The organism is Xanthomonas sp. F10 (assembly GCF_014206815.1).
Lineage (GTDB): Bacteria > Pseudomonadota > Gammaproteobacteria > Xanthomonadales > Xanthomonadaceae > Xanthomonas_A > Xanthomonas_A indica.
In genome coordinates this window covers 1,223,735-1,244,837 of sequence record NZ_JACHNP010000001.1, presented here as the reverse complement: position 1 = coordinate 1,244,837, position 21,103 = coordinate 1,223,735, and the positions used below count along the sequence as shown (strand labels likewise).

The 21,103-nt window shown below is 68.9% G+C and carries 18 protein-coding genes; 7 read left to right on the top strand and 11 right to left on the bottom strand.

Annotation, left to right across the window (positions count from 1 at the left end):
• The 8 genes from flgH to FHR56_RS05520 form a co-directional block, all read right to left on the bottom strand.
• Window positions 1–702: a flagellar basal body L-ring protein FlgH gene (gene flgH / locus FHR56_RS05555; RefSeq protein WP_160947189.1), complete on the bottom strand. Its 702-nt coding sequence runs from the start codon at window positions 700–702 to the stop codon at window positions 1–3.
• Between the two features lie 23 nt (window positions 703–725).
• Window positions 726–1,511 carry a flagellar basal-body rod protein FlgG gene (gene flgG / locus FHR56_RS05550; protein WP_019800423.1) on the bottom strand — a complete coding sequence of 262 codons (786 nt, stop codon included), beginning with the start codon at window positions 1,509–1,511 and terminating at the stop codon, window positions 726–728.
• Window positions 1,512–1,614: 103 nt separating this feature from the next.
• Window positions 1,615–2,370, bottom strand: a complete 756-nt coding sequence (locus FHR56_RS05545) for a flagellar basal body rod protein FlgF (protein ID WP_160947190.1) — start codon at window positions 2,368–2,370, stop codon at window positions 1,615–1,617.
• A 148-nt stretch (window positions 2,371–2,518) separates the two neighbouring features.
• The gene (flgE, locus tag FHR56_RS05540) at window positions 2,519–3,742 is read right to left on the bottom strand and encodes a flagellar hook protein FlgE (RefSeq protein ID WP_160947191.1); all 1,224 of its coding nucleotides are present in this window, start codon (window positions 3,740–3,742) and stop codon (window positions 2,519–2,521) included.
• Between the two features lie 30 nt (window positions 3,743–3,772).
• Complete coding sequence (locus tag FHR56_RS05535) at window positions 3,773–4,447, bottom strand: flagellar hook capping FlgD N-terminal domain-containing protein (RefSeq protein WP_160947192.1); 675 nt, start codon at window positions 4,445–4,447, stop codon at window positions 3,773–3,775.
• A 40-nt stretch (window positions 4,448–4,487) separates the two neighbouring features.
• Window positions 4,488–4,895 carry a flagellar basal body rod protein FlgC gene (flgC, locus tag FHR56_RS05530; protein ID WP_160947193.1) on the bottom strand — a complete coding sequence of 136 codons (408 nt, stop codon included), beginning with the start codon at window positions 4,893–4,895 and terminating at the stop codon, window positions 4,488–4,490.
• Window positions 4,896–4,898: 3 nt separating this feature from the next.
• The gene (gene flgB, locus FHR56_RS05525; protein WP_160947194.1) at window positions 4,899–5,297 is read right to left on the bottom strand and encodes a flagellar basal body rod protein FlgB; all 399 of its coding nucleotides are present in this window, start codon (window positions 5,295–5,297) and stop codon (window positions 4,899–4,901) included.
• A 159-nt stretch (window positions 5,298–5,456) separates the two neighbouring features.
• Window positions 5,457–6,407, bottom strand: a complete 951-nt coding sequence (locus FHR56_RS05520) for a chemotaxis protein (RefSeq protein ID WP_160947292.1) — start codon at window positions 6,405–6,407, stop codon at window positions 5,457–5,459.
• A gap of 113 nt (window positions 6,408–6,520) precedes the next feature.
• Here FHR56_RS05520 and flgA point away from each other — a divergent pair, with 113 nt between their 5' ends.
• From flgA to FHR56_RS05500, 4 genes are all read left to right on the top strand, one after another.
• Window positions 6,521–7,165: a flagellar basal body P-ring formation chaperone FlgA gene (gene flgA / locus FHR56_RS05515; protein WP_160947195.1), complete on the top strand. Its 645-nt coding sequence runs from the start codon at window positions 6,521–6,523 to the stop codon at window positions 7,163–7,165.
• A gap of 66 nt (window positions 7,166–7,231) precedes the next feature.
• Window positions 7,232–7,549: a flagellar biosynthesis anti-sigma factor FlgM gene (gene flgM, locus FHR56_RS05510; RefSeq protein WP_048489805.1), complete on the top strand. Its 318-nt coding sequence runs from the start codon at window positions 7,232–7,234 to the stop codon at window positions 7,547–7,549.
• Window positions 7,546–7,890, top strand: a complete 345-nt coding sequence (locus FHR56_RS05505; protein ID WP_160947196.1) for a flagellar protein FlgN — start codon at window positions 7,546–7,548, stop codon at window positions 7,888–7,890. The genes flgM and FHR56_RS05505 overlap by 4 nt, the downstream gene beginning before the upstream one ends.
• 84 nt (window positions 7,891–7,974) lie before the next feature.
• Window positions 7,975–9,195 carry an ATP-binding protein gene (locus FHR56_RS05500; RefSeq protein ID WP_160947197.1) on the top strand — a complete coding sequence of 407 codons (1,221 nt, stop codon included), beginning with the start codon at window positions 7,975–7,977 and terminating at the stop codon, window positions 9,193–9,195.
• 142 nt (window positions 9,196–9,337) lie between these two features.
• Here FHR56_RS05500 and FHR56_RS05495 read toward each other — a convergent pair whose 3' ends face one another.
• Both FHR56_RS05495 and FHR56_RS05490 read right to left on the bottom strand, forming a co-directional pair.
• The gene (locus tag FHR56_RS05495; RefSeq protein ID WP_160947198.1) at window positions 9,338–11,062 is read right to left on the bottom strand and encodes an EAL domain-containing protein; all 1,725 of its coding nucleotides are present in this window, start codon (window positions 11,060–11,062) and stop codon (window positions 9,338–9,340) included.
• Between the two features lie 4 nt (window positions 11,063–11,066).
• Window positions 11,067–13,169: a PAS domain S-box protein gene (locus FHR56_RS05490; protein WP_237473153.1), complete on the bottom strand. Its 2,103-nt coding sequence runs from the start codon at window positions 13,167–13,169 to the stop codon at window positions 11,067–11,069.
• Window positions 13,170–13,332: 163 nt separating this feature from the next.
• Here FHR56_RS05490 and FHR56_RS05485 point away from each other — a divergent pair, with 163 nt between their 5' ends.
• The 3 genes from FHR56_RS05485 (at window position 13,333) to FHR56_RS05475 (ending at window position 19,735) form a co-directional block, all read left to right on the top strand.
• A complete protein-coding gene (locus tag FHR56_RS05485) occupies window positions 13,333–16,122 on the top strand; it encodes a bifunctional diguanylate cyclase/phosphodiesterase (RefSeq protein ID WP_160947199.1) in 2,790 nt (929 codons plus the stop codon).
• A 519-nt stretch (window positions 16,123–16,641) separates the two neighbouring features.
• On the top strand, window positions 16,642–18,399 hold the full coding sequence (locus FHR56_RS05480) for an ABC transporter permease subunit (RefSeq protein ID WP_160947200.1): 1,758 nt from the start codon (window positions 16,642–16,644) through the stop codon (window positions 18,397–18,399).
• A gap of 16 nt (window positions 18,400–18,415) precedes the next feature.
• Window positions 18,416–19,735, top strand: a complete 1,320-nt coding sequence (locus tag FHR56_RS05475) for a nitrate/sulfonate/bicarbonate ABC transporter ATP-binding protein (RefSeq protein ID WP_160947201.1) — start codon at window positions 18,416–18,418, stop codon at window positions 19,733–19,735.
• Between the two features lie 1,005 nt (window positions 19,736–20,740).
• Here FHR56_RS05475 and FHR56_RS05470 read toward each other — a convergent pair.
• Window positions 20,741–21,040 carry a hypothetical protein gene (locus tag FHR56_RS05470; RefSeq protein ID WP_160947202.1) on the bottom strand — a complete coding sequence of 100 codons (300 nt, stop codon included), beginning with the start codon at window positions 21,038–21,040 and terminating at the stop codon, window positions 20,741–20,743.
• Window positions 21,041–21,103 lie beyond the last annotated feature (63 nt).

The window sequence follows — 21,103 nt, the reverse complement described above, 5'->3', positions numbered from 1 at the left end:
TCAGTACGGCGAGATGCGCGAGTTGAAGAAGCGGCTCAGCCAGCCCATCGCGTTGGACTGCGCGACCGCGCCGCGGCCGCCGTAGGCGATGCGCGCTTCGGCCACCTTGCTGGAGGGGATGGTGTTGTCCGGGGCGATGTCGGCGGCGCGGACCACGCCCTGCACCTGCACCAGTTCGTCGCCTTGGTTCAGCCGCAGGTTCTTCTGGCCCTGGATCACCAGGTTGCCGTTGGGCAGGCGCTGCATCACGGTCACGGTGATGCTGCCCTGCATGGTGTTGCTCTGCGCGGTGTTGCCCTTGCCGGCGAAGCTGCGATCGCCGCTGGTGGAATTGTTGAGGATGTTGGTGCCGTTGACGGTCAGCGGCGCGCCGAGCAGGGTCGGCGTGGCCATGGTCACCGCATCCTTCTTGCTGATGCTAGTGTTGGCGGTGCTGCTGGCATTGGTGCTTTCGACCAGGGTGATGGTCAGCAGGTCGCCGACGTCGCGGGCACGGCGGTCCGAATACAGCTGCAGGCCGGGGCCGGCGGCGTAGATCGCACCGGCGGTGGGTTGCGCCTGCGGCGCCATCACCGGCGTGATCGGCGCCATCGGCGCGTACGGGCGCACGTCGCCGGCGGCGACGCCCAGGCCGGCGCAACCGCCGAGCAGCACCGGCAGCAGCAGCGCGGCGGAGAAGGAGAGAGAGGACAGGCGCGACATGGCGGATTCCGGAGGCGAGGGGATCAGACGTTGTTGTTCAGATAGCCGAGCATGGAGTCGGTGGTGGAGATGGCCTTGGCGTTCATCTCGTAGGCGCGCTGGGTCTCGATCATGCTCACCAGCTCTTCCACCACATTGACGTTGCTGCCTTCCAGGGCGCCCTGCGCGATCTTGCCCAGGCCGTTGAGGCCGGGCGTACCGTTGGTGGCCGGGCCGGAGGCGGCGGTTTCCACGTACAGGTTCTGGCCCTGGGCCTGCAGGCCGGAGGGATTGATGAAGTCGGTGAGGGTCAGCGAGCCGACCTGCAGCGCGGCGGCGGTGCCGGCGACCTGCACGCTCACCGTGCCGTCGGAGCCGATGGTCACCGACTGCGCGCCTTCCGGGATCTGGATGCCCGGCTGGATCGGGTAGCCGCTGTTGGTGACCAATTGGCCCTGCGCATCGATCTGGAAGCTGCCGTCGCGGGTGTAGGCCGAGGTGCCGTCCGGCATCTGCACTTCGAAGAAGCCGCGGCCGTTGACCATCACGTCCAGGGCGCGGTCGGTCTGCTGCTGGCTGCCCTGCTCGAAATCCTTGGCAGTGGCGACCACGCGCACGCCGGTACCCACCTGCAGGCCCGAGGGCAGCTGCGTCTGCGAGGAGCTGGCGCCGCCGGGCTGCCGCAGCTGTTGGTACAGCAGGTCCTCGAAGTTGGCGCGGTCGCGCTTGAAACCGGTGGTATTGGTGTTGGCCAGGTTGTTGGAGACGACCGACATGCGCGTCTGCTGCGCATCCAGTCCGGTCTTGGCGACCCACAAAGCCTGATTCATGACCCGAATTCCTCTGATGGTGGCTCCGGCACGACGCGCCGGGGGCGCAGGGACTGATGCATGTGCCGTGCCAAACCGGCGCCTGCAGGCGCCGCGGCGCGCCTTAGCCGTTCAGACGCAGCAGGGTGTTGGCCGACTGCGCGTTCTCGTCGCCGTTCTTGATGACCTTCACCTGCATTTCGAACTGGCGCTGCAACTGGATCATCTGCACCAGCGCGCCGGCGGCATCGACGTTGCTGCCCTCGAGCACGCCGGTGCGCAGCGAATTGCCGGTCGCCGGCGCGAAGGCCTTGGCCGGATCGTCGCTGACGTTGCGCATCAGGCCGTCGGGACGGCGGGTGAGCTGGTCCGCCGGCGCCTGCACCACCTTCAGGGTGGCGACGGTGCTCATCGCGGTGGGGGCTTCGCCCAGCGGCACGATCGACACCGTGCCGTCGTTGCCGATTTCCAGCGACTGATGCGGCGGGATCGACACTGGATTGCCCTGGTCGTCGAGCACCGCATGGCCGCTGGCGGTCACCAGCTGGCCGTTCGGGGTCAGCGCCAATTCGCCGCCGCGCGTGTACGCCTCCTTGCCGTCGGCGGACTGCACCGCCAGCCAGCGGTCGGCGTCCAGCGACAGATCCAGCGGATTGCCGGTCTGGTGCTGCGCGCCGACATCGCGGTTGAACCCCTGGTCGATGTGCAGCGCATCGATGCGCGACGGATAACCGGCGCCGAGAATCCGATACGCCTCGGTGTTGGCCAGCGCCGCCTTGAACCCGGAGGTCTCGACGTTGGCCAGATTGTGCGACACGGTGGCCTGCGCCTGCAGCGAAGCGCGGGCGCCGGTCATGGCGACGTAGAGGGCTTTGTCCATGGGTGTGAACCGTGATTGGAGAGACGGGATTCGGGATTCGAAGAAGCGGCAGTGCCGCAGACGATCGGAAATGGTGGCTCAAGCTGACGCCCGTTCGGCAGGGCGCCAGCGGTGACGAATCACCAATCCCGAATCACCAATCCCAGCCTTAACGCATATTGATGATCGTCTGCGTGACCTGATCCTGGGTCGAGATCACCTGGGAGTTGGCCTGGAAGTTACGCTGGGCCACGATCATGTTGACCAGCTGCTCGGTCAGGTCGACGGTCGAGGATTCCAGTGCGCCGGACTGCACGCTGCCGAAGTCCGAGGTCGCCGGCGAGCCGGTGCGGGCGATGCCCGAGGCCGAGCTTTCCGCCCAGGCGTTGTCGCCGAGCGAACTCAGGCCCTGCGGGTTGACGAAGTTGGTCACCGCGATCTGGCCCAGCGCCTTGTCCGCGTTGTTGGAGTAGCGCGCGTAGACGATGCCTTTCTCGTCGATGCTGATCGAGTTGAGCTTGCCGCTGGCGTAGCCGTCCTGGGTCGCGCCGCGCAGGGCGAAGGCCTCGCCGTACTGGGTCGACCCGAACATGTTCAGGGTCAGCGACAGGGTGCCGGCACCGGTGGCGGGGGTGAAGGAACCCAGCGCGATCTTGCCGTCGGCCGGGCTGACCAGCGCGCCGCTGCTGGAGAACTGCAGCGTGCTGGCGCCGCCGGCGGCCACGCCGTCCACGTAGTTGTAGACGGTCCATTGGTTGGGCGTGGAAGTCTTGACGAAGTACGAGGTCTGCACGTGGGCCACGCCCAGCGAATCGTAGACTGTGGTGCCGCCGCTGGAGTTGTTGTAGCTGTTGGCGTCGTTCGGATCGAACGTGGCCACCGTCGGCGGCTGGGTGTTGCCGGGCAGGGTGAAGGTCAGGTTGACCGTGCTGGACTGCTTGGGCGGGCTGTCGGTGGTCAGCAGCTGCAGGTCGGTCAGGGTGCCGGCCGCGAAGCCGTTGCCGTTGCTTGCCGGCGGGAACACCTGCAGCCGCGCGCCCTGCGGATTGACCACATAGCCGTTGGCGTCGGTCTGGAAGTTGCCGGCGCGCGAGTACACGCGGGCGCCGTTGTTGGACAGGGTGAAGAAGCCGGAACCGGAAATGGCCAGGTCCAGGCTGCGCCCGGTCGGATCGATGGTGCCCTGCGAGAACTGCTGGGCGACGTTGCTGACGCGCACGCCCGAACCCACTGCGTTGCGCGCCAGGCCGTAGCCGTTGAGCGTGAACTGGTCGGCGAACTCGGCACGCGAGCCCTTGAAGCCGGTGGTGTTGGCGTTGGCGATGTTGTTGGCGGTGACGTTGAGGTCGGTATTGGCCGCCCTGAGGCCGGACAGCGATGTATTGAAACCCATGGTGGACTCCTGTGGATGGTCGGCGTGGCGTTAGCTGACGCGGAGAACGTTGGTCAGCGGCGTGGTGCCGAGCCCGGTCAGGTCGAGATAGATGCCGTCCGATCCGATGATGGCGCTCTCGACCGGCGCCTGGACGTAGGTGGACAGGGACAGCTGGTTGCCCTGGGCATCGGTCTGCCCAGCGGTGATGCTGTAGCTGCCGGCCGGCATGCGCTTGCCGCTGGCGTCGGTGCCGTCCCAGGCGAAATCGAGCTGGCCGGCCTTGTCGGCGGTCAGGCTGATCTTCTTGATCGGCTGGCCGTTGGCGTCGCTGACGGTGACGTCGACCACGCCCGCGGCCTTGGCCGCGACCAGGCCGCCGGTGCTGCCCTCGGCACCCAGCGGCAGCGTCGCCGACGGTACCAGCACCTTGTGCCCGATCAGGTTGGCGCCGCGCAGCACCTGGTCGGTGCTCATCGACGAGGACAGCGCGGTCACGGTCTTGTTGAGGTCGCCGATGCCTTGCACGGTGGACAGCTGCGCCATCTGCGCGACCATCTGGCTGTTGTCCATCGGCTTGAGCGGATCCTGGTGCTGCAGCTGCTCGGTCATCAGCTTCAGGAAGTCGGCCTGCTGCAGCGCCTTGTTCTTGGTCGTGCTGGTGTTGCCCGAGGCGCTCAGGCCCAGGCTGGAATAGGTAGTGTCGGTGGAGGTGACGCTGGTCATGGAAGCGGTCCTGGAACGTGACGCGGCGGAGGGAGGGCGATCAGCGGCCCATGGTCAAGGTAGCCAGCGCCAGTTCCTTGGCGGTGTTGAGGACCTCCACGCCGGCCTGGTAATTGCGCGAGGCGGAGATCAGGTTGACCATCTGCGAGACCGGGTCCACATCGGGCGAATAGATGTAGCCGTCGGCGTCGGCGAGCGGATGGCCGGGTTCGTAGCGCTTGATCGGCGGTGCGTTGGTCGTGGCGATTTGCTTGACGTTGACCGAGGTCAGGCTGCTGTCGTGCGGATTGCGCACCGCCTGGAAGATCGGCTCGATCGGCTTGTAGGCCGCCTCCGCCGAACCGGCCACCGAATCGGCGTTGGACAGGTTGCTGGCGATGGTGCTCATGCGCACCGACTGCGCCTGCAGCGCGGAGCCGGCGACGTCGAAGATCGGCAGGTTGCTCATGGCTTATTGGCCTGTGATCGCGGTGAGCATGCTGCGCACCTTGGATTCGAGGAAGCTCAGCGAGGCGCGGTACTCCAGCGCGGCGCGGCCGTAGGCGGCGCGTTCGGCATCCGGGTCCACGGTGTTGCCGTCCAGGCTGGGCTGGCTGGCGACGCGGGTGACCTGGAACGGGTTCAGGCCATCGCCGCCGACCGCGATGTGGCGGCTGTCGTGGACCGCGAGTTGGGTACCCTCGCGCTGTCCCTGCGCGGCGCGCATCGCCGCGTCGAAATCCAGGTCCTGGGCCTTGTACCCGGGCGTGTCGACGTTGCTGAGGTTGCTGGCGATCAGCTTCATGCGCTGCTCGCGCAGCGGCAGGGCGTCGCCGTGGACGCCGAAGTAGGCTGTGATCGGATTGGACATGGCACGATCCCGCGGTTCGTTGCCGAAACCACAGGCAAGGCGCGTGCCAAAGTCGGGCGCAAGGCCCGTGAGATCAGGGGGTTGCCGCGGGAGGCGGGGAGCGCCCGCGCGCGCTATATAGAAGGTCAGGCAGGCCGCGCGGCAGGCGCGGCGCCCGGGTCAGGCGGCCGCCTGCGCGGCCGCGGCCACGACCCGCAGCCGCGCCAGCACGTACTCGGCCAGCTCGTTGGGGCTGTACTTGGCCACGAAGGCGTTGGCGCCCACGCGCTCGACCATCGCATTGTTGAACACGCCCGACAGCGAGGTGTGCAACAGCACGTACAGGCCGGACAGGCCGGCATGGCGGCGGATTTCCGTCGTCAGCGTATAGCCGTCCATCGCCGGCATCTCGATGTCCGAGATCACCATGGCGTAGCGCTCGGCCGGATTCTCGCCCGCGGCGTGGATCTGCAAGAGATGGTCCAAGGCCTGGCGGCCGTCGGAGAGCAGGGTCGCCGCGACCCCGAGCTGGTCCAGCACGCTGCGGATCTGCTGCCGCGCCACGCGCGAGTCGTCGACCACCAGCACCTGCAACTGCGGGCCGGTGAGCGCCAGCGACGGGTCCAGGTTGGCCTCGACCCGGGTCTGGGCGATGTCGGCCAGCACGCTTTCCACGTCGATCACCTGGATCAGTTCGCCCTGGAAGCGGGTAACAGCGGTCAGGTAGCTGGATTCGGCGCCCAGTTCCGGCGGCGGATGGATGTCTTCCACCGCGATGTTGACGATGCGCTCCACGCCGCTGACCAGGAAGCCCTGCACCGAGCGGTTGAACTCGGTCACCACCAGATAGCCTGGCGCGGTGTCCGCGTTCGGCTCGCGCTCCGGGTGGCCGATGGCCAGGCCCAGGTCGAGCACCGGGACCGAGCGCCCACGCACGTCGGCGACGCCGGAGAACTGCAGCGGCAGCCCCGGCACCTGGAACAGCTCCGGCCGGCGCAGCACTTCCTGCACCTTGAAGACGTTCACGCCAAAAAGCTGGCGACCACCCAGCCGGAACAACAGCAGGGCAAGCCGGTTGTGGCCCGCCAAGCGGGTGCGCTGGTCGATTCGGTTGAGAAGGTCGTGACTCATGGCGTTCATATCGGCGCTGTCGCGGCGGAACTTGAGGGCAGCGCGCAGATCGACCATGCGGTTTCCGGCACGGTCTTTGCATCGTGTCGGCGACCTTTCCGAGAGAGACGGCGATGCGCCCGATCCTATTGCTGGTCCTGCTGGCGGCCACGCCGGCCTGGGCCACGGACTTCCAGTCGGTGGACTCGATCCGCGCTGCGGCGCTGTCCCTGGCCGGTGCCGACGCCGATGCCGAGGCGACCCTGGACCCGTCGGTGCGGGTGCCGCTGTGCCCGGTGCCGCTGCAGGCCCAGCCGACCGGCACCACGACCGTGGAAGTGAGTTGCCCGCGCGACACCGGCTGGCGCCTGTTCGTGCCGGTCAAGGTGCGGCGCATGCAGCACGTCCTGGTGCTGGCGCGCGGCCTGTCCGCTGGAGAAACCATCGGCGCGGCCGATATCGTCCCCGAGAAGCGCGACGCGGCGCGCATCGTCGGCGCCGCGATGACCGAGCCGGAGGCGGCGATCGGCAAGGTGGTACGGCGCACCCTGCCGGCCGGCACCTTGTTGTCCGCCACCGATCTGGTCGCACCGCGGCTGGTCCGGCGCGGCGACAATGTGGCGCTGGTGGCCCGCAGCGGCGGCCTGGAAGTGCGCATGTCCGGGCGCGCACTGGGCGATGCGGGCGAAAACGAGCGGGTGACCGTCGAAAACCTGTCGTCCAAACGCATCGTTCAGGGAACTGTGTCACAAAACGGCGACGTTTTAGTGACGCGATGAGATCCCGGCTAAAGTTCTCCGACGCTGTGCCGTTACTTACACCGAACCCGTAACAGGATGTCCGTCATGACCCAGAAAATTGAAGGGAGTTTGCCGAGCCCGGCCACCCTTCGCACGTCGTCCGTCTCGACCAAGGCCGCCTCCGGCGCGTCCGAGGAAGGCAAGGACCGTGCGGTCGGTGCGGCCGCTGCAACCGACAGCCTGCGCCTGACCGGCGAAGCCTCCGGCCTGCAGACCCTGCAACGCCAACTGTCGGCCGCTCCGGCGGTGGACAGCAGCCGCGTCGACGCGGTGCGCTCGGCGCTGCAGAACGGCAGCTACAAGATCAACCCCGACGCGATCGCCAGCCGCATGATCGACATGGATCGGCAACTCGGCGCATGAACACGTCCGTGACCAACCCCCTGCAGCAGCTCAGCGACGCGCTCGCCGGCGAGCGCCAGGCGTTGTTGGATCACAACGTGGAAGGCCTCATGCAGGCGACCAGCGCCAAGCTGGCGGCCCTGCGCGCACTGGAGGCCGACGTGCCCGCCGGCGCCGAGGCCGGACTGCGCCTGCGCGAACTGGCCGACGCCAACCGCGCCAACGGCGCGCTGCTGTCGCGGCGCAGGCGCGAGGTCAATTGGGCGCTGCGCCACCTCGGCCGCAGCGAGAGCGCGTCGTCCTACGACGCCAACGGCCAGTCCAGCACGCCGCTCGCCCAGCGTCCCCTGGCGATCGCGTAAGCCGCAGCGCGTCCCTGTGCGGGGCGCGCATCCGCCGGCGGCAACGGCGTATATTGGGCATCCATCGATCGCCCGCGGCTTGTCGTGAATTTCGCCGAAATCAATCCCACCGAACCGCTTGTCCTGCCTGCGCGCGAGCAACTGCTCGCCCTGAGCGAACTGTTGTACGAAGGCGTGGTGCTGTTCCGCGCCGACGGCCAGCTGCTGCTGGCCAACAGCGCCGCGCGCCGCCATCTTTCCGGCGCCGACGCCGGCGGCCTGGCTGCGCACCTGGCGCAGTGGCTGCCCAGCGATGCGTTGTCGCAGGCGCGCAGCAGCGGCCGCTGGAGCGGCAGCCTGCCGACCGAGCAGCACGTGGTGCTGGCGCATCTGTACTTCCATGCCGACGCGAGCGGCGGCCATTACCTGATGCTGATCCAGGGCATCGAAGGCCAGCAGGACTACGAACAGGAACTGCAGCAGCGCCACGCCGAACTGCGTCAGGCCTATCTGCGCCTCAACGGCGCCCAGGAAAAACTGCTGCAGTCGGAGAAGATGGCCTCGATCGGCCAGCTCGCCGCCGGCGTCGCCCACGAGATCAACAACCCGATCGGCTACGTCCACTCCAACCTGGGCAGCCTGCAGGAATACCTGCGCAGCCTGTTCACCCTGATCGAGGCCTACGAGCGCGCCCTGCGCGCGCCCGACCCGAAGGCGCTGATCCCGGAGATCGACGACATCCGCAACCGCTTCGACATCGACTTCATCAGCCGCGACCTGCCGCAACTGATGGCCGAGTCGCGCGAAGGCATCGAGCGGGTCACCCGCATCGTCCGCGACCTCAAGGACTTCTCGTATTCCGGCCGTGAGGAATCGTGGAAGCTGGTGGACCTGCACTCGGGCCTGGAATCCACGATCAACATCATCTGGAACGAGCTCAAGTACAAGGTCACCCTGGAGCGCCACTACGGCAACCTGCCGCTGGTGGAGTGCCTGCCGTCCGAGCTCAACCAGGTGTACATGAACCTGCTGCTCAACGCCGGCCAGGCGATCGGCGAGCGCGGCACCATCGTGGTCAGCACCGGCCAGGACGGCGAGGAGGTGTGGATCGAGTTCAAGGACTCCGGCGCCGGCATTCCGGCGGACCTGCTGCAGCGCATCTTCGACCCGTTCTTCACCACCAAGCCGGTCGGCAGCGGCACCGGCCTGGGCCTGTCGATTTCCTACGGCATCATCAACAAGCACCACGGCCGCATCGACGTCAGCAGCACCGTCGGCGAAGGCTCCACGTTCCGGATCGTGATTCCGGTGAGACAGCCGAAATAGGGCGGGAATTCGGGATTGGGGATTGGGGATTCGTAAAGGCGCGGTGTCGGCGTTTCATGTTCATGCACGGATGGGAGCAGAAGACGCCAAGCCGCTTTTGCCAATCCCTAATCCCTAATCCCCAATGCCCAATCCCGGCTTCTCAGGGCCCCGCATCCCGGCGCTGTTCGTCGTGCGTGCGGAAGGCCTGGCGGATGTGTTCGCGGAGTTCGTCGTCGTTCCAGGGCTTGGTCAGGAAGCGGTAGATCGCGCCGCGGTTGATCGCGTCGGTAACGGTGGCCAGGTCGGTGTAGCCGGACAGGACCAGGCGGATGGTGTCGGGGTAGAGCATCTTCACCCGGCCCAGGAACTCGGTGCCGCTCATGTCGGACATGCGCTGGTCGGACAGGATCACCTGCACGTCGTTGGTGGCGAGCAGGTCGAAGGCGTCGCGGACGTTGCCGGCGGCGAGGATGCGGTAGCCGTCGCGGCGGAACAGGCGCACCAGTGAGCGCAGCACGTTCTCCTCGTCGTCGAGCAGCAGCAGGGTGCGGTCCGGGCGCGTCTCGGTGAACGATTCCGGGCGCAGGTAGCGCCGGCGCAGGGCCATGCCGGCGGCTTCGGCCGACATCGGTTCGCCGAACAGGTAGCCCTGGAAGATGTCGCAGTCGTTGCGGCGCAGGAAGCCCAGTTGCGCCTGCGATTCGACGCCGTTGGCGATCACCACCATGCCCAGTTGGTGGCCCATGGCGATGATCGCGCGCGCGATCGCCGCCTCGCGGTTGCCGGCCGGCGCGCTCTTGATGAAGCTGCGGTCGATCTTGAGCTTGTCCACCGGGTAGCGCACCAGCGCGCTGAGGCTGGAATCGCCGGTGCCGAAGTTGTCCAGGCTCAGGCTGATGCCTTCGCGGCACAGGTTGGCCAGGGTCTCGTGGACGAAGTTGACGTTGTTGGTCAGCGCGCTCTCGTTGATCTCCAGCACCACCATCTGCGGCGGCACCCCGGCCACCTGCAGCGCCGACATCACTTCGTTGAAGAAGGTCGGGCGCAGCAGCTGCAGGGTGGAGACGTTGACCGCGATGGTGAAGTCGTCGAAGCCCTGGTCGCGCCATAGCCGCGCCTGGCGCAGCGCGCCTTCCATCACCCAGGTGCCGATCTGCACGATCACGCCCAGGCGCTCGGCGGTGCGCATGAAGCGCTCCGGCACCAGGATGCCCAGGGTCGGCGACTGCCAGCGCAGCAGCGATTCCATGCCGACCACGCGGCCGTCGCGGGCGCTGACCATCGGCTGGTAGCGCAGGCGCAGTTCGCCGTTGGGAATGGCGTCGACGATCTGCCGCGAGATGATGCTCTCGCTGTGCGCGCTCGGCGGGCCGTCGGCGGCGTACAGGCGCACCAGGTTGCCGCCTTCGCGCGCGGCCTGGTAGACCGCGTCCTCGGCGAAGTCGAGCAGGGTCGACAGCCGCGTGGAATGCTCGGGGCACAGGCTCACGCCGATCTTGCCGGTCATGAACAGGGTGTACGGCAGCACCGACAGCGGCAGCTCGATCTGTTGCCGGATCTCCTCGGCGAAGGCTTCCGGCGGCGGCACGTCGGCGGTGCGCGGCACCGCCATCACCAATTCGTCGCTGCCGTGGCGCCACAGCAGGCCGCGGCCGCGCAGGTGCGCCTGCAGCCGGTGCGCGAGCAGCGCCAGCGCCTGGTCGCCGACCTCCGGACTCATGTTCTCGTTGATCGAGGCGAAGTGGTCGATGTCGATGTGCAGCAGCATCACCCCCGGCCCGCCGGCCAAGGCCTCGGCGATCATGCCGGTCAGGGCGGGGTGACCCGCACCCAGGCGCGACGGCAATTCGTCGTCCACGGGTACGGCGCTGGCGGGATTCCACATCGGCTCAGGCTCCAGGCGGGGGCGACGGCGGTGCCGCGGTGGTGTAGGGCAGGCACAGCGTCACCCGGGTGCCGGCGCCGGGCGCGGTGTCGATCTGCAGGGTACCGCCGGCGCTCTGCGCGCGCTCGCGCATCACGATCAGGCCCAGGCCGCGCGGCCCGGCCGGATCGAAGCCGTCGCCATCGTCGACCACTTCCAGGCGCAGGCGCTGGCGTTCCTCGTCGCCCAGGGTCATCCGCACCTCGCCGGCGCTGGCATGGCGCAGCACGTTGGTCAGGCTCTCCTGGGCGATGCGGAAACAGGCCTGTTCGACCTCGCCGCTGGGCCGCTCGGGCAGGGGCGCGATGTCCAGTTGCAGGCGCACCGGCGAGGCGCGGAACAGCATGCCGGCCTGCCAGCGCAGCGCCGCTTCCAGGCCGAGCGCGTCCAGTTGCGGCGGCCGCAGCAGGGTGGAGAGGTTGCGCAGCTTGGTGATGCTGCTGTCGGCCAGATTCACGATCTCGCTCAGGTCCTCGCGGCGGCGCTCGGCGTCGGTCTCGTCCAGCGCCGCATGCGCGGACAGCTTCATCGCGGTGATCGCCTGGCCGATGTCGTCGTGCAGGTCGCGCGAGATCGCGCGGCGCTCGTCTTCCTGCAGCGAGAACAAGCGCCGCGCCATCGCCTGCAGTTCGCGGTTGCTCTGCGCCAGCGCATCGCGCATGCGTTCCGGTTCGCTGAGGTCGCGCACGATCAGCAGCTTGCAGTCGCGCCCGCTGTAGCGGACGTTGCCGAACGACAGCCCGGCGTGGAACAGCGAACCGTCGCGGCGGCACATGCGCGCGGTGGCGCCGCGCTCGCCCTTGGCGCCGGCCGCGCCCATCCGCTGCCGCACCAACGCCAGGTCGGCGCTGTCGACCAGGCCCTGCAGCGGCTCGCCGAGCAGGTTCTCGCCCTCGAAGCCGAACTGCCCGGCGCAGGCGGCGTTGGCGTACAGCACGTGTTCCTGGTGCAGGATCGCCACACCGTCAGGCAGCACCCGCACCAACTCGCGGAACTGCTCCTCGCGCTCGTGCAGCAGGCGCCGCGAGCGCTCGTGCTCGGTCACGTCCTGCAGGGTGCCGTGCACGCTGGCGCCGCCCGCGTCGTCGGCGACCGATTCGGCGCGCAGGTGCAGCATGCGCGCCTGGCCGTCGGCGGCCAGCACCGGCAGCAGCATGTCCAGTTGCAGCGGCGCGCTGCCGCACAGGTCCTCGATCACCCGCTGGATGCGCGCCTGCGACGGCACGTCGGGCGGTACCAGCAGCTCTTCCAGGCGGTGCTGGCGCGGCTGGTCCGGGACGCGCCGGCCGAGCATCCGGTAGACCTGCTCGGAATAGCTGCCCAGGCCGCTGGCCCGGTCGAGCTGCCAGGAGCCCAGCCGCGCGATCGACTGCGCCTCCTGCAGATGCCGCAGGGCCTGGTCGCGGCGGCGCTGCGCGTCGTACTCGGCGCTGCGGTCGCTGATCACCACCAGCCGCGCCTGCCGGCCGTGGTAGTCCAGGCTGGTGCTGCGCGCCTCGGCCATGCATTGGCTGTCGTCGCGCAGGCGCAACGGCTCGGCCACCACGCAGGTCTTGGACGGGGTCTGCCGGATCGTCTCGATCACCTCGGCCAGGCGGGCGCTGACGCTGGGCGGCCACAGCCGGGATAGTTCCAGTCCGACGAATTCGTCGTGCGACCAGCCGAAGAAGGCGACCGCGGCGGGGTTCACGTCGAGGATGCGCAGGGTTTCCAGGTCGTAGACCAGCATCGGGCTGGGATTAGCATGGAACATTTGCCGGTAGCCGGCCTCGGACAGCGCCAGCCGGGTGTGCGCCTGCACCGCGGCGCGCACCAGCGGGCGCAGCAGGTAATACAGGGCGACCGCGGTCAACGCCAGGAACAGGGCGTCGTTGACCAATTGCAAGGCGATCAACGTGCCGGGATCGTCTACGAAATGCGCCAGAACCAGGTCGCTGCCGATCGACAGCGCCAGTCCCAGCAGGACGTACAGCAGCACCGCGCGCCAGATGCCGCGATCCAGGCGTTGCGCCAGGCGCATGCCGGAGGTCGCCTGGATGGGCAGGGAACTGTCGCGTTGTGGTTGCATGCCCCGGCAGCCTGCTGCGGTGGTCCGTGTCCGGCGGACATCTTAGCCGCTGATGGCCGCCGCGGCCCATCGCCGGGCAGCGCGGGCGCTCAATTAATGCCACCGGGTGCCGTTATCACCTTCGACCGCTGGCCTTCAGGGCGGCGAAACGGAGTATCTCGGCGTGGATCAAGGCGTCATCGCAAGCTTGCTGCAGCACCCGCTCACCTCGGCGCTCGTCCTGCTGGACGCCGATGGCAGGCCGCTGGCGGCGAACCGGGCAGCGCAGGCACTGGAGTTGCCGCGCACCGTGGAGGCGTACGCCGAGCTGTTGCGTGCGGCCCGCGAGCGCCTGCTCGGCGGCGAGACCATGCTGGCCTGCGCGCTGCCGGGCACCGCCGGGCGACGCCTGGACGGCTGGCTGCGCGCGGTCCGCGACGACAGCGGCGGCCTGCTGGCCTACACCCTCAGCGTGCCCGAACCGGTCGGCAGCGACGGCGCCACCCGCTGGGAGATCGCCCTGGACAGCGCCGAGCACGGCCTGTGGGACTGGGACATCCCCAGCGACACCATTTTCCGCTCCGAGCGCTGGAAACGCATGCTCGGCTATGCCGGCGACGCCCCGGCCGACGGCCTGAACGCGCTGCTGCCGCTGGTCCACGGCGACGACCAGGAGCGCCTGCGCCAGGCGATCCGCACGCATTTCGAGGGCCGCACCGAAACCTACATGTGCGAGTTCCGCCTGCGCCGGCAGGACGGGCAGTGGCACTGGATCCTGGACCGTGGCCGCATCGTCGCGCGCACCGCCGACGGCAGCCCGCTGCGCATGATCGGCACGCACACCGACATCCACGAGCAGAAGCTGCTCGAGCAGCGCCTGCGCGACCAGCAGACCCTGCTGCGGGAGGCGCAGCGCATGACCCGCATGGGCAGCTGGTCCTGGGACCCGCTGGGCGACCGGGTGTGGTGCTCGCGCGAGTTCCTGCGCGTCACCGGCCTGGACGAACAACGGGCGCCGAGCAGCCGTGGCTGGCTGCGCCTGCTCAGCCGCGATTCGCGGGCGCAGCTGGTCTCGATCTGGCGGCGCATGGCGCGCGAGGCCAAGCCGGCCAATTTCGAGGTCGAGCTGGTGCGTGGCAGCGAGTCGCCGCTGCACCTGCGGGTGTGGGCGCAGCCGCAGGTGGAGGCCGATGGCCGCATCCAGCGCGTGCTCGGCCAGGTGCAGAACATCACCGAGCAGCTCCAGACCGACGCGCTGATCCGCTGGCGCACCGAACTGCTCAACCGCGTTTCGGCGCTGGGCAAGATCGGCGGCTGCGAGATCGAGGTCGGCACCCGGCGCATGCAATGGACCGAGGAGTGCTACCGCATCCATGGCCTGCGCAAGGAGGCCATCGACCTGGACCACGCGCTGGCGCTGTACACACAGGACTCGCGCGATGCGTTCGAGTCGGCGCTGGTGCGTATCGCCGAGGGCGGCCTGCCGGAGCAGTTGGACCTGTGCTTCCACCGCCCGTCCGGGCAGCGCATCTGGGTGCAGGTGTTGATCGAACTGGACGAGCGCGACGGCCTGCCGCCGCGCTTCGTGGTGCTGTTCCGCGACATCACCCGCGAGCGCGAGGCCAGCGAGCGCATCGAGTTGCTGGCCCACTACGACCTGCTGACCGGCCTGCCGAACCGGCAACTGCTGCGCGAGCAGGCCGAGAAGGCGATGCACGATGCGGTGGAGCGCGGCACCACGCTGGCGATGCTGTTCGTCGACCTGGACGGCTTCAAGAGCATCAACGATTCCTTCGGCCACGCCACCGGCGACGCCTTGCTGAAGCTGGCGGCCACCCGCATGCACCAGCAACTGCGCACCAGCGACCTGTTCGGCCGCTTCAGCGGCGACGAGTTCGTGGTGGTGCTGCGCGACCTGGCCGAGCCCGGCGACGCCGGACACGTGGCGCGCAAGCTGATCGCGGCGCTGGCCGAGCCGCTGCACAGCGGCGAGAACGTGATCAAGATCGGCGCCAGCATTGGCATCGCGCTGATGGAGGACGGCCGCCAGGACTTCGATGGCCTGCTGCGCGCGGCCGACGCGGCGATGTACGCGGCCAAGGAATCCGGGCGCAACACCTGCCACTACTACAGCCAGGACGTGCTGCTGCGCGCGCAGCGGCGCCTGGAGATCGAGCACGCCCTGCACGGTGCCCTGGACCGCGAGGAGTTCTCGCTGGTGTACCAGCCGCTGGTGCATGCGGCGGGCGAGCGGGCGCCGGCGGTGGAAGCGCTGCTGCGCTGGCATCGCCCCGGCCACGGCCACTGCAACCCGGCCGAGTTCATCCCGATCGCCGAGGAATGCGGCGAGATCGTGCGCCTGGGCGATTGGGTGATCGGCGAGGCCTGCCGCCAGGCCGCGGCCTGGGATGCGGCGGGGCTGAGCTTCGACCGCGTCTCGGTGAACGTCTCGGCAATGCAGTTACGCGACCGCGGCTTTGCCGAGCGGGTGATCGAACTGTGCCAGCGCAATGGCTGGTCGCCGAAGCGGCTGGAACTGGAGCTGACCGAGTCGGCGCTGATCCGCGACAGCGAGTCGCTGCGCCGCTGCTTCGAGCTGTTCGAGCAGGAAGGCGTGCTGCTGGCGGTGGACGATTTCGGTACCGGCTTCTCCAACCTGCATTACCTCAACCGCTTCCCGGTGCAGCGGCTGAAGATCGACCGCAGCTTCGTGCAGGACATGCTGCACGACAGCGGCACCGCCAAGGTCACCCAGGCGATCGTGCAACTCGGCCACGCGCTGGGCATGCAGGTGGTGGCCGAGGGTGTGGAGACGGTGCAGGAAGAGGCCTTGTTGCGCGAGCAGGGCTGCGACGAGATCCAGGGTTATCTGCACTCGCGGCCGTTGCCGCCGCGCGAGCTGGCGGCCTGGTTGCGCGCGCGCAACCAGGTGGCGCCGGCGACCCATCCGCGGCTGGTGCTGGCTGCGCAGTGAACGCGCGGCGCCGCGTGCGCCGCGCGGACTTGCGGCGCCGCAGCAGCTGGCTATACTGCGCGCGCCCATCGTTTCCCGGCCAGAGGCCACCTTCCTTGGACAGTCATCCTAGACCGACGCTGCAGCGACAGAGCTGACAGGACCGCCACGGTCTGGGTCGTCCCAGATGGGTCCCGTCCGCTCAGGACGGGATCGTTCGCCAGCCTCTCGCCGCTGGCCTTGATTCCGAGAATGCGCAAGCGCGATCCGCGAGGACTCCGAGCGTAGCCCCTGGCGTTCCCATCGTCGGAGCCGCCCATGCGCCTGCCATCGCCACCGTCCCTGATTCGTTCGCCGCTGTGCGCTTGCGTGGCGCGGCGACGACGTGGGTGCGCCATCCCGTCGGTGCATGCCCGCGCGGCCGGCAGCGGTTGACGCACGGCGTACATCTTCCCCGGTCACACTGGGCGGTCCGCGTCGCGACCCGCGCCAGCGTCCTTTTATCTGCGGCGCCGCCTGCCGCTCCTGCCGGATCTTCCCATGCTGCCATTCGCCCGCGACCGCTCCGCGCCCGGACAGCTCGCCGCACGTCCCGGCGTGCTGCCCAACCTGCACGATCTTGCGGTGTTCGCGCTGCTGCTGGGCCTGGGCGCGCTGCTGCTGCACGGCGCATCGGACATGCGTGCGCCGCTGCCGCCAGCCGGCACCGCCGCGGTGTCGCTGGATCTGTGGCAGTTGCCCGAGTACGGCCTGCGCACCACCTTGCGCATGTTCGCGGCGATGGCCGCCTCGCTGGTGTTCACCTTCGTGGTGGCGACCCTGGCCGCCAAGAGCCGGCGCGCCGAGCGGGTGATCGTGCCGGCACTGGACATCCTGCAGTCGGTGCCGGTGCTGGGCTTCCTCACCTTCACCGTGACCTTCTTCCTGGGCCTGTTCCCCGGCCGCCAGATCGGCGCCGAACTGGCCTCGATCTTCGCCATCTTCACCAGCCAGGCCTGGAACATGGCGTTCTCGTTCTACCAGTCGCTGCGCAACGTGCCGCGCGACCTGGACGAGGTGTCGCGCGGTTTCGGCCTCAGCGCCTGGCAACGCTTCTGGCGGCTGGAGGCGCCGTACGCGACGCCCTCGCTGATCTGGAACATGATGATGTCGATGTCCGGCGGCTGGTTCTTCGTGGTCGCCTCCGAGGCGATCAGCGTCGGCGACCACACCCTGGAACTGCCCGGCATCGGCTCGTACCTGGCGCTGGCGATCGCCCAGCGCAACTTCGCCGCGGTCGGCTGGGCGGTGGTGGCGATGGCGGTGCTGATCGCGCTGTACGACCAGCTGCTGTTCCGCCCGATCGTGGCCTGGTCGGACAAGTTCCGCGCCGAACTCACCGCCTCGCAGGACAAGCCGCAGTCGTGGCTGTACGACTTGTTGCGGCGCACGCGCCTGGCCAAGCGGCTGGTCGCGCCGCTGGCCTGGGTCTGGCAGCGCGCCATGCTGGTGCGCTGGGCGCCACGGCACCGGCCGAAGCCCGTGGCGACGACGCGCGAACCCGGCCGCAGTGGCATGTGGGGCGATCGGTTGTGGAGCGCGGCGCTGGCGCTGGCCGGCGCGGCCGCGGCCTGGTTCGCCTACGACTATGGCCGTCGCCACCTGGGCCTGCACGACCTCGCCGAGGCCTTCGGCGGCGGTCTGGCCACGCTGTTGCGCGTGGTGGTGCTGATCGCCCTGGCCAGCGTGGTGTGGGTGCCGATCGGGGTGTGGATCGGGCTGCGCCCGAAGGTGGCGCAGCGGGTGCAGCCGCTGGCGCAGTTCCTGGCCGCGTTCCCGGCCAACGTGCTGTTCCCGTTCGCGGTGCTGGCCATCGTCAGCACCGGCGCCGATCCCAACATCTGGCTGTCGCCGCTGATGATCCTCGGCACCCAGTGGTACATCCTGTTCAACGTGATCGCCGGCGCCAGCGCGTTCCCCACCGACCTGCGCGAGGCCGCCACCATCTACCACCTGCGCTCGTGGACCTGGTGGCGGCGGGTGATCCTGCCCGGCATCTTCCCGTACTACATCACCGGCGCGCTGACCGCCTCCGGCGGTTCCTGGAACGCCAGCATCGTCGCCGAACTGGCCAGCTGGGGCCACACCCAGGTGCAGGCCTACGGCCTCGGCGCCTACATCGCCCGTGCCACGGCCGCCGGCGATGGCCCGCGGGTGTTGCTCGGCGTGGCGGTGATGTCGCTGTTCGTGACCCTCTTCAACCGCGCGGTCTGGCGACGCCTGTACGTCTTCGCCGAACGCCGCCTGCGTTTCGACTGATTCCTGGAGACCGACCATGAGCTATTCCGCAAGCGTGCCCGAACGCGCCCCGCTGGTCCGCGTGCAGGGCGTGCGCAAGAGCTACGACAAGGGCGGGGCGACGCCGCTGGTGGTGCTGGAGGATGTCGACCTGACCCTGCACTCGGGGCAGATCGTGGGCCTGCTCGGCCGTTCCGGCTCGGGCAAGTCGACCCTGCTGCGCGCCATCGCCGGGCTGCTGCAGCCCAGCGCGGGCAGCATCGCCTTCCGCGACGCCGCGCCGGGCCAGGTGGCCGACGACATCGCCATGGTGTTCCAGAGCTTCGCCCTGTTCCCGTGGCTGACCGTGCTGCAGAACGTGGAAGTGGGCCTGGAGGCGCGCGGGGTGGCTGCCGACGAGCGCCGCCGGCGCGCCCTGGCGGCGATCGACCTGATCGGCCTGGACGGTTACGAAGGCGCCTACCCGAAGGAACTGTCCGGCGGCATGCGCCAGCGCGTGGGCCTGGCGCGGGCGCTGGTGGTGCGGCCGAAGCTGCTGCTGATGGACGAGCCGTTCTCCGCGCTGGACGTGCTGACCGCCGAGACCCTGCGCACCGACCTGCTGGACCTGTGGTCGGAAGGGCGCATGCCGATCGAATCGATCCTGATGGTCACCCACAACATCGAGGAAGCGGTGCTGATGTGCGACCGCATCGTCATCTTCGGCGCCAATCCGGGGCGGGTGATCGGCGAGATCGAGGTGACCCTGCCGCAGCCGCGCAACCGCCTGGCGCCGGCGTTCCGTGCGTTGGTGGACGACATCTATGCACGCATGACCGCCAGCCCGCAGCGGCCGCAGACCCGCGAAGGCGTGTTCCCGGGCAGCGGCATCGCCATGGTGTTGCCGCGCGTCTCGAGCAACCTGCTGGCCGGCCTGATCGAAGCGGTGGCGGCCGAGCCGTACCATGGCCGTGCCGACCTGCCGCCGCTGGCGGCCGGGCTGCAGCTGGAAGTGGACGAACTGTTCCCGATCGCCGAGACCCTGCAACTGCTGCGCTTCGCCGTGTTCGAGCAGGGCGACCTGCAACTGACCCCGGCCGGGCAGCGCTTCGCCGAACTGGGCACCGACGCGCGCAAGCAACTGTTCGCCCAGCACCTGGCCACCTACGTGCCGCTGGCGGCGCACATCCGCCGCGTGCTCGACGAACGTCCGGCGCATCACGCGCCGGCACGCCGTTTCCGCGACGAGTTGGAAGACCACATGTCCGAGAGCTATGCGGCGGAGACGGTGCAGGCGGTCACCAGTTGGGCGCGCTACGCCGAGTACTTCGCCTACGACAAGCAGGCGGATCTGTTCTCGCTGGAAAATCCGAGCTGACCGGGAGGCGGTGTAGGCGTTGCGTAGGAGCGGCGTCAGCCGCGACCCGAGGCCGAACATAGCAGGAGCTGTGGCAGCCGCGACCGGGCATTCCCGCGGCAGCCGGGGCTGCGACGGAGGGAGCGGCGTTAGAGCGTGCTGTCGCCACACGCAAAGGAGCTTGTGCGAGGGACTTCAGTCCCGACGGCAGGAACATCAAGTCACCGGACGGCGTCATGCGTCGCGACTGAAGTCGCTCCCACCGTGATGCTTTGCAGCGATCGGACGCTCCTGATCGCGGAATGGCTCAGCGGCGCGCTGGGTGCCGTGCTTGCTGGTTTTTGCGATGCGTAGTGGCGTGCTGGTCGATGTATCGCATCTCGCCACCGAATGCATCTTCGCATCGATGCCGAGATCTGCCAAAAGGTGTGGGAGGGACTTCAGTCCCGACTGCAGGAACATCAATGTCACTGGACGGCGTCATGCGTCGCGACTGAAGTCGCTCCCACCGTGATGCTTTGCAGCGATCGGACGCTCCTGATCGCGGAATGGCTCAGAGGCGCGCTGGGTGCCGTGCTTGCTGGTTTTTGCGATGCGTAATGGCGTGCTGGTCGATGTATCGCATCTCGCCACCGAATCCGCTCTCGCATCACCGATGCCGGGATCTGATCGCAAGGTGTGGGAGGGACTTCAGTCCCGACTGCATGCGGCCGGCAGGGGCACGTGCCGCTCGCTTGTCGCGTTTGAAAAGCGCCGCGCATCGCGGCCTTTGCCACGGTCGGCAAGTTCCGTCGTGCCCGCGTAGGAGCGGCTTCAGCCGCGACGTGGCGTTCCCGATACCGCCTGTCGCGGCTGAAGCCGCTCCTGCGGCCGCGAAGTGTGCATTGATTGATCGGCCTCCTGCACCAAACGAAATCGAGGGAGATGAGGCCGGGTCACGCTCTACCGGGTCCCTCTCTGGCGGTGCCCTGAACCCACCGCCACAGCAAGCTTCGCTCGGTACCGGCGCGGCCGCCGCGATCCCGCTCAGTCGCCGTCGTAGAGCGGAAAGTGCACCGGCGGCGCCGGCGTGCCGGCGGCCGCCACCGCGCTGCCGTTCAGGCCCATGTCCCAGGCCAGGCCGGCCCAGATCGGGTCGGCGATGCGCGCGTCCTGTGGTGCCGGGGCGCGCGCGATCAGCAACTGCCGCAGTTCGGCCTGGGCCAGCGTCTCCAGCCGCCGCAGTGCGTGGCCGGGTTGGCGCGGCGCGGCCACCGGCCGGAGGCCAGTGTCCGCCACCGGCTCGGACGAGGGCGCGTGGGCGCTGCTGCTTTCATCGCAGGACATGGCCGCAACTCGGGACAGGGACTGGAGAGGCATCGACATCGACGGGGCCGGACGGGAAGGGCA